We start from the raw sequence: 8,642 nt of genomic DNA, 5'->3' as shown, positions 1-8,642 counted from the left end.
TCCCTTTACTCGCTCCATTTCAAATAATTGACCAATAACAAGTTTGCTTGTTATTTTTTTAAAAACTTCACATATGTGCAGCCTATATAACTTTACCAATAATTTGATATCAATTTATTGTCCAAATTCACTAAAGTAGGACACCGTTGTGGTACCAACCCAGCTTCTTACTTTATATTAATCTTTTCTTCTTAGTTATATAATAAACAACATAATAAGTTGATAAATTTTATAAAATCTCATTTTTTACAAAAATCCATAGTTATAACTATGGATTAAATTCATCTAACTTATTTTGTCTATTTCTTTTGGATTCTGATTTTCATTAATAATTTTAACTATTTTGGAATAAATAGGATTTATTTTTTGTAAGAATAAAAATGCCTCTTGGTGTTTTTGAACTAGATTAACTAAAATAGCATTTTCTTTCTTTTTATAATCAGCATCTTTTGAATCAGCAACTTTTGAAATATTATTTGAAATTTCTTTCATAAGCAATATTGCTTGTTTTAAAACAACATCATTTGTATCAAGTTGTTTAATGATTTTGCTAAATGTAATAAAAATTTGCTCTTTATAATTTTTAAGTAATTCTAGATGGTTATAAGTTCTAAAGATTAAATACTCATTTATAAATTCTTTGATGTTCTCTTCGTGTAATTTTTTTGTTATTTTATTTATCTGTTTATTGTCTTTTGGGTTTTTTTGTTTAGTATCACTAATAGGATTAACTGGAACGACAGGAAAACTGTGTAATTTTTGTTGCTCTTTATATTTTACAGAAATAATGACATTATATTTGCTTATAATATTCTCAAATACTTCAAATTCTTGTTTATATAGATTATTGTATTCTTGCTTTAATTTGACGATTTCATCATTTAGATTTTGTGGTGTCTTAACTTCTGTGCTGTTGATAAAAGTAATTAATTTGTTTCAAATTTTAACTAAGTTATCCACATTTTTTGGTTCTAAGTTTACTAAGTTGCTGTGAATTTCACTTAAAAAATCTTTTGATGATTCATTATTAATATTTGCTTGGTATGAGACAAGCTGTTGTTGTAAAGTCCTACTTATTTGAGCAAGTAGATTTTCCTTTCTGGTTGTAAATTTAACTTCTAGTCTTTTATTAATAGGTTCTAAATCAGGAAGTTTATGGTTTTCGGTATTTTTAGGATTTTTGATAATATCAGCCTTTGAATCTTTCATTTTTGATTCATCGTCTTTTTTAACACCAGTTCCTTTATCATTAAAAATATTTGTCTTTGTTTGAATAAAATTATTTTCGTTATTTGAATTTATACTAAAAATAACTGCTGCTGATGTTGTTGCAGCAGAAATAACTGATGTAGTAATTCAAAATAACTTCTTTTTAGTTGACATTACAACCTCTGAATACTTATATATAATACTACTTTTTATAAATAAAAAACAGTTTTTTACCTGTAATCTAAACCATAAATATTTGAACCATATGAACCATAATTATTTATATTAGAGTAAGTATTAGGGATTGAGTTTGATTTACTTCTTGCTCATTGAGACACCCTTGAATTCATTTTAGAGATAATGTTTAAATATAGTTCTAATATTTTTTTATCTTCGGGTGTGTTATGTTTTTTCTCTAAAGCATTTGCTTCATTTTGAATTTTATTAAGGTCAATATTACCTGTTAAAGCAGAAGAAGTAATTTTATGAGATAAACTTTTGGTATCTTCAATAAAAGATTCCAATCTTTTTAATTCATTAATATCGTTAACTTGCTGTAACCCCTCAAGAGCAGCCTGTTTCATTTCATTAGTTAAGTCAGCAGCAAAAGAAATATGAATACCTAATGAATTATTAATACTAGAACTTTGTGATGTTATTAATGTAGTAAATTTTTGAGCAAGGTTCTGCTTTATAACATTAATATTTTCATTATTTTTAGCGATCTGTCTAATATCTTCTTCGTTTGTAGTTCCTTGATGTGACTTTTTACTTGCTTCTTGACTATTGTATATCGGAGCACAGGCAACTGTTAAAGCAACAGGTATTATAACAGAAGCAGCAGTAAAAGAAGAAATAAATTTTCGTTTTAATGTCATATTTTCCTTATTTAAATAGTAATATTTATAATTTACTTATCCTAAATTCAAACTACCAGAAATATTTTTGGTTAGTGATTTAGTGATAATTGGAGTAATTTTTAGATATATATTAGATATTGTTGTCATAAGTTGAACAGCATCGCTCCCGTATTTTTGTTGAAGTTTACTTACTCCACTTGCTGCATTTGGTGTATTTCCTGATATATAAGCTGATGTAGCTTCTTTTGTATCTTTTAGATATTCAATAAGTTTTTGCACAAAAGCATCATCTTTACCGGCTAAATCTTTTATCACTTCTGTTCTTACTTCTTCTTTAGTTTCAGCATCGATACTAAATGAAACTCCACTTACACCTAATGAAGATAATGTATTATTGTTCTTATAAATATTTTCATAGTTATTTAATATTTGATCTGCTACTTCTCTTTTTGCTTCATCACCAGTTTTATGACTTCCGGAATTGCAAGATACAACTAAAGCAATTGGTGCTAATGCGGAAACACTTGAAGAAATAAAGAATAATTTGTTTTTAATTGTCATATTTCTCCTTAGTTTCTTTATTATATCATATAAGGTAGATTTATATTCAAAAATTATGTGTTTGTTTTGGTTTTAAAATTCGTTTTAAAAACAAGGTATCCTAAGAAAAGAAATACCATAAAATTATGCAAAAAAATACCACAAAGCAATATTTTTGCATAATTTTAATTATAATCAACTCAAAAAATCTTACATATTCGAAAATACTATATAATTTTATTTGCATATATAGAAACATTTACATATAGAAACATTTACATAAAATTATGTTATTTTCTTACAAGAAAGGAAAATATGTTTGCGAGATTTAAATCATTCACCCCTAAGCAATGAATAGCATTAACGATTTTAGCTGCTGCTGATGTATTTGTTATTGCAATTCCGTATTATCTTAGAAATATTATCCCAAACTTTAACCAAACCTTAGGTATCCGTGAGGATCAACTTGCTAATTTGATAACAATTATAGGTATAGTTAAGTTATTGACTCAACTACCAGGCGGTTTTTTAGCAAACAAATATAGTTCGAGATGACTGTTATTTGGAGCCTGTGTCACTACTGCTTTGATTTCATTTTGATTCGGGGCTGCATTAATGACTACTGGAAATTATACTTATGATAATAATGAAGGATTATATATACAATATGCAATTATTTGAGGATTATGAGGTATAAGTTCTACACTAATCTTTTGAGCACCACTTTGAAAACTTGTTTCACAACAAGCAACTAAGGAAAATCAAGGAATTGCATATGGAGTAGTTAATTCATTTAATGGTATTATTGGATTTATTTTTGTATGAGTGTTATTGTTTTTATTTATTAAATTATGATACCCAGTAGTTAAAGAAAATCCAGTAAGCAATCAAGGTGTACCGTTTTCAGTTTTTGTGTTTATTTTAGCAGTATTTTTATTAGCAATTGCTGTGCTTACCTTATTTTTTGTTCCTGAAAAACCAAGAGAAAAATCCAATAAACCCAAAACACCATTTACATATGCAAAATTTAAATCATCATTATTTTCATTTTGAAAATCAATCCGTAATTGAAAATTATGAGCATTAGCTTTCTTTATAATGGGAATGTACATCTTCCAATCAGTGGTTCCATTTTATGCTCTGCAAATGATGACAAATGAGTATCATGCACCCCAAACATTGGTATTGATACTAACTGGTTTGATAGCATATGTGTTAAGAATCTTCATTTCCTGAATAGTTGGAATCTGAGCAGATAAAAGCCGTTCATATACATTATTTTTAATTATTGCTACTACATTGGCACTTATTTCGCTTGCAGGAACCATTTTAATAGGATATATAAAAAGTTCTTTTGTGGTAATTGGAATTAGTAGTTTATTATTTGTTGTAATTGGGACCTGTGTGTGAGCGATGGCTACATTACGTTATGCACAAGTTAATGAAGTTCATATTGAAAAAGGAACCTATGCTTCATCGGTTGGTATTATGTCATTTATTGGTTCATCATCAGATGCTTGATTTTCACCTATTTTAGCAGGTATTGGAAAAAGTTTTACAACCGAAGGAACACTAAATCCGAGTTTACAAGGATATCGTATAATTATCTTAGTTGCTTTATCAGTAGCATTCTTAGGATTTTTATCAGGTGTAATAGTATTTTTAAGCAATACCTTGGAACTTAAAAGACTTGGTAAAACAGATTACAAATGAAGAAAACTTGAAAATTAGTATTTAATAGCTAGGTTATTAACCTAGTTTTCTTTTAGTTGCAATAAGGTGTGGAAAAAATAAAATATAATTAATATATTTAGAAAATAAATAAAAAATAAACAACCTAATTATTAAAAAAATGTATAATAATTATGTTTATTATAAAAACATTTCCATAAATGTGTTATTTAAATTATAAAGGAGATTATGAAAACATTAAAATATGATTATCCATTAGTTGTTAAGGATAATAATCAACCAAAAAACCCAATTATATTCGTTCATGGATTTAACTCAAATCCAGAACTGCACGATATATTTATGAAGCACTGAACACTTAGCGATTACTATGCATTAGCATTTCCGGGCAACAATATGGTTGAACCTAAAAATGGTGATGAAGTAAGTGTTGATTCATTTGCGGACTTATTAATTAAATTCATTAAAGATAACAATTTAAAAGATGTTGTTTTAATCGGACATTCAATGGGTGGTGGAACCATTTCACTTGCATACAAAAAAGCACCGGAATTATTTGCTAAAATGATTTATGTTTCACCGATGAATAAGACTTTATTAGAACGTAAAGAAGAATTCTTTAAATTGTTTGCCCCACAAACCTTTGATGAATATAAGACACTGTTAGGTGCTTTATCACCTGTGTATTTACAAGCATTACAAGACCCTAGTGTTGAGGCACAACAAAGAGCATATTTTGAATCTGGTGCAGCAAGCAACCCACATGTAATGAAACTAGGTTTTTCACTTGCTGAAGAAAGTTTACACAATGCTGTTGAAGCAGGAATCGAAAGTATTAAAGTTCCTACATTATTGGTTTTAGGATCAAATGATATGATTATTAATTGTGAAAAAACAAAAACATACTTTTTAGCACATGCTAAAAATGTTACAGTTAAAGTTATTGAAAATACAGGACATGTATCATTTTTAGAAGACTTTGTGAAATACTTTAGCATTCTATCTGAATTTTATTTAGCTAAATAAAATTCATTATAAAATTAGAAAGGAGTAAAATGCTAAATAGGTTAAAAGAATTTACCTGAAAGCAAATTGTTGCATTAATTATTCTTGCCACAGCTGATGTTTTTGTGATAGCAGTACCTTACTATCTTAAAAATATTATTCCTAACTTTAACTTATATTTAGGTATCCGAGAAGATCAAGTTGCAATATTAATCGCAATCATCGGGATAGTTACTTTAGTTACCCAACTTCCAGGCGGATTCTTAGCAAACAAATTTAGTTCCAGATGATTGTTGTTTATTGCGATTATTTCGACAGCAATTATCGCAGTGTGGTTTGCGATCTTGTTGCTTAATCAAAGAAGTTATCAACAAACAGCAGCATTGAGAGCTTCATTGTTTGCACAATATGCAGTTATATGAGGACTTTGAGGAGTAACATCGACATTGGTGTTCTGAAGTCCGTTATGAAAGCTTGTGTCACAACAAGCTAAAAAAGAAAATCAAGGATATGCATATGGATTAGAAAGTTCATTTAACGGAATCATCGGATTTATTTTAATTTGAGCATTAGGATTCTTAATTGCAACATTCTGAATTGGAAAATTAAGCAAAAACCAAGTTCCATCATCAGGTGTTCCATTTGCTGTTTATATCTTTATTGTAGTAGCATTCTTGATTTTAGTTGCAATTTTGGTAATGTTATTGGTTCCAGAACGACCAATAGAAAAAGTGGTAGCAGATCCAAACAAACCAAAAGAAAAGTTTTCTTGAGTAAAATTTAAAGCATCTTTAAAAGAAGGATTTAAGAAACTTAAGAATTGAAAACTATGAGCATTATCAGTGTTTTTAATGGGAATGTACACTTTCCAAACTGTTTTTCCTTATTATGTTTTACAAATGCTGGTTAATGAATATGGGGCACCAGGATGAATTTCATTTATTTTAACCGGAATTATCTCGTATGGATTTAGAATCTTTATTTCTTGAGTAATTGGTGGTTGAGCAGATAAAACACGTTCATATATTATGTTTTTGGTAATTTCGACAGGATTAGCAATCGCTTCTATTGTTGTTATTATCTTGATTGGATACATTCAAAATGCTAATACCTTAATTATTGTATTAAGTATTCTATTATTTATGTTTATTGGTTCCCTAACATGAGCTATGGCAACACTAAGATATGCTCAACTTAATGAAATCCATATTGAAAAAGGTAGTTATACTTCATCAGTAGGAGTTATGTCATTTATTGGATTCTCATTAGATGCATGATTTTATCCAATGTCATCAGCTATCGGAAAAGCATACACACCATATAATGGATTCCATACTAGTTTAGAAGGATATAGAATTATTATCAGTATTGCATTAGCAATCGCGTTAGTTGGTTTATTAGCAGGTATTGCAGTATTTATTTCTAATATCAAAGAAATTAAAAAACTTGGTAAAACTAATTTTAAATGAAGAGAATTAGTAAATTAGTAAAAAACTTCCTATGTAGGAAGTTTTTATAACTTTTCATCTTCTGATGGACGCTTTCACTTTAAATATTCTTCATGTCTTTTTCTTATTTGTTCTTGTTCTTCATCGTACTTTTGTTTTATAAAAAAATCTTTATATTTATTTTGAATTCATTTTTCAAAAGTGTCATTTATATTGAATGATGCCTTTCCGCCTCTAAAAAACCAACTGATAAATAAAAATAAGAGAAGAGTGTTTAATGTAATAAAGAGTCATATAGGATTAAAGTTTACTCGGTGCTTTAAAATACCTAAAACATTATAATCTGGATCAATAATCACTATAAATAATATTGAGTAACATAATAATAAAATAAATAAAATGGATTTAAAAATAATGCTTGTTTTAATATATAAATCGGATTTTGTCTTAACACCACTTATATCAATATCGATACCATTAGCTATATTTTCTAAAATCTTATTTTTTATATAAGTGTTATCCAACCCATCTCAAAATGATTTATAACCTTTATGTGAATAAATAAAACTCCGATATAAAAATTTAAAATGTCCACCAACTAAACTAAATATATATTTTATAATTAGTAGAGAGAAGAATGTATAAATTAATGATCTAATAATATATTGATATTTTCATTTTGGAAATTTTATTAAATTAATATATTTAGGACTAATATAAAACAAAAGTCATATTGATAAATTTATTAGGCAAGCAAAAAATAAAAGTCACAAAATAATATTTACAATTTTTAAGGATATATGTATCTTCCTAATTCTTAAATAATTATAATATTTATCAATATTACAGAAGATAAAATATTCATCCAAAATTTCATCTACTTTGAGGGAATTTGTTTTTCTTTTATTTGACATTTATAGCTAGAATTTAATATATATTAATGATTATGACTAACATATGTATTATGCACATGCACAATACGAATATTTTGTATTGCATATATAATATTATCAAGTTTTTCGATAAAAACTTGATTAAATCTATCTATTTCCCTGCTGATTTTTTCGATTATTTCTCAGAATTTTATATCCTCTAGGTCTTTTCTAACACTTCTTATTTCTTCAAATGTATATTTTGCATTTTTAAAAAATGAATATTTCACATCCTCTACTAATGCAAGTAATATTTGAAACATTTGTAAAGGAGAAAATCTCTCATCAGCTATTGGATATAAATCTTTATAATTAAATCCCTTTTTATTAATAATCAATTCTAAGATTTCCTTTTGGTCATCATCAAATTTTGATAATGTCTCAGGTTTAAAATAGTATTCTAATTTTTCTTGTTCTTTTTGCATACATATTCCTCTATCATTTTTTTGAAGCCTCAGAATAGACATCATTTAATTTTGATTCAATAATTTTATGTGATTTACTTAAAGAATCATAAATATTTTGAAGCATTTTAATCCGTTCGATATTTTCAATATCCTTTCTTGTTGCTCTTATTTCTTGTAGTGGATATTTTGGTCTAATATAGAAAAGATTGTCAATATTATCATCTTTTTTCAATGCTAGATATATCTGAAACATCTGTATTGCTGAATACCTTACATCTGCGGCAATTTTTAAATGATCTTTATTAAGATTTCTGGTATTGATGATTAATTCTAAAACTTCTTTTTGACCTTCATCGAATTTTGATAATGTCTCAGGTTTAAAGTAGTATTCTAGTTTTTCTTTTTCCATAATATAATTCTACAAAAAAAAAAAAAAAAACAAACTCTAAACAAGGACATAAAAATTAACAGAAAATTAACATTGTATCATCTCGGCATATTGCTGAGGTGATTTTCAATCTAAAACAGATTGAATTCGTTTTGTATTAT

The 8,642-nt window shown here is 27.0% G+C and carries 9 protein-coding genes; 3 read left to right on the top strand and 6 right to left on the bottom strand.

Translation table 4 applies throughout. The annotated features are described in order from the left end of the window. Positions 1-285 precede the first annotated feature (285 nt). Genes ACXYRN_RS03970 through ACXYRN_RS03960 form a run of 3 tightly spaced genes read right to left on the bottom strand, consistent with a single transcriptional unit; the run spans position 286 to position 2,630 of the window. A complete protein-coding gene (locus tag ACXYRN_RS03970; protein WP_458597627.1) occupies positions 286-1,383 on the bottom strand; it encodes a hypothetical protein in 1,098 nt (365 codons plus the stop codon). 56 nt (positions 1,384-1,439) lie between these two features. Continuing rightward, positions 1,440-2,087: a hypothetical protein gene (locus ACXYRN_RS03965; RefSeq protein ID WP_458607750.1), complete on the bottom strand. Its 648-nt coding sequence runs from the start codon at positions 2,085-2,087 to the stop codon at positions 1,440-1,442. A 36-nt stretch (positions 2,088-2,123) separates the two neighbouring features. After that, positions 2,124-2,630, bottom strand: a complete 507-nt coding sequence (locus tag ACXYRN_RS03960; protein ID WP_458607749.1) for a hypothetical protein — start codon at positions 2,628-2,630, stop codon at positions 2,124-2,126. A 294-nt stretch (positions 2,631-2,924) separates the two neighbouring features. Between ACXYRN_RS03960 and ACXYRN_RS03955 the strand changes: the two genes are divergently transcribed. The 3 genes from ACXYRN_RS03955 (at position 2,925) to ACXYRN_RS03945 (ending at position 6,793) form a co-directional block, all read left to right on the top strand. Continuing rightward, entirely contained in the window at positions 2,925-4,340 is a 1,416-nt protein-coding gene (locus ACXYRN_RS03955; RefSeq protein WP_458607748.1) for an MFS transporter, read from the top strand. Between the two features lie 189 nt (positions 4,341-4,529). After that, a complete protein-coding gene (locus ACXYRN_RS03950; protein ID WP_458607747.1) occupies positions 4,530-5,327 on the top strand; it encodes an alpha/beta hydrolase in 798 nt (265 codons plus the stop codon). A 29-nt stretch (positions 5,328-5,356) separates the two neighbouring features. After that, positions 5,357-6,793 carry an MFS transporter gene (locus ACXYRN_RS03945; RefSeq protein WP_458607746.1) on the top strand — a complete coding sequence of 479 codons (1,437 nt, stop codon included), beginning with the start codon at positions 5,357-5,359 and terminating at the stop codon, positions 6,791-6,793. A gap of 26 nt (positions 6,794-6,819) precedes the next feature. Here ACXYRN_RS03945 and ACXYRN_RS03940 read toward each other — a convergent pair whose 3' ends face one another. From ACXYRN_RS03940 to ACXYRN_RS03930, 3 genes are all read right to left on the bottom strand, one after another. Beyond that, the gene (locus tag ACXYRN_RS03940) at positions 6,820-7,479 is read right to left on the bottom strand and encodes a hypothetical protein (protein WP_458607745.1); all 660 of its coding nucleotides are present in this window, start codon (positions 7,477-7,479) and stop codon (positions 6,820-6,822) included. 212 nt (positions 7,480-7,691) lie between these two features. Continuing rightward, the gene (locus tag ACXYRN_RS03935; protein ID WP_458607744.1) at positions 7,692-8,111 is read right to left on the bottom strand and encodes a hypothetical protein; all 420 of its coding nucleotides are present in this window, start codon (positions 8,109-8,111) and stop codon (positions 7,692-7,694) included. Between the two features lie 10 nt (positions 8,112-8,121). Next, complete coding sequence (locus tag ACXYRN_RS03930; RefSeq protein WP_435129138.1) at positions 8,122-8,502, bottom strand: hypothetical protein; 381 nt, start codon at positions 8,500-8,502, stop codon at positions 8,122-8,124. Positions 8,503-8,642 lie beyond the last annotated feature (140 nt).

The sequence above is a fragment of the Mycoplasma sp. 4423 genome, from assembly GCF_054353855.1.
This window is presented reverse-complemented; position numbering and strand designations above follow the sequence as displayed.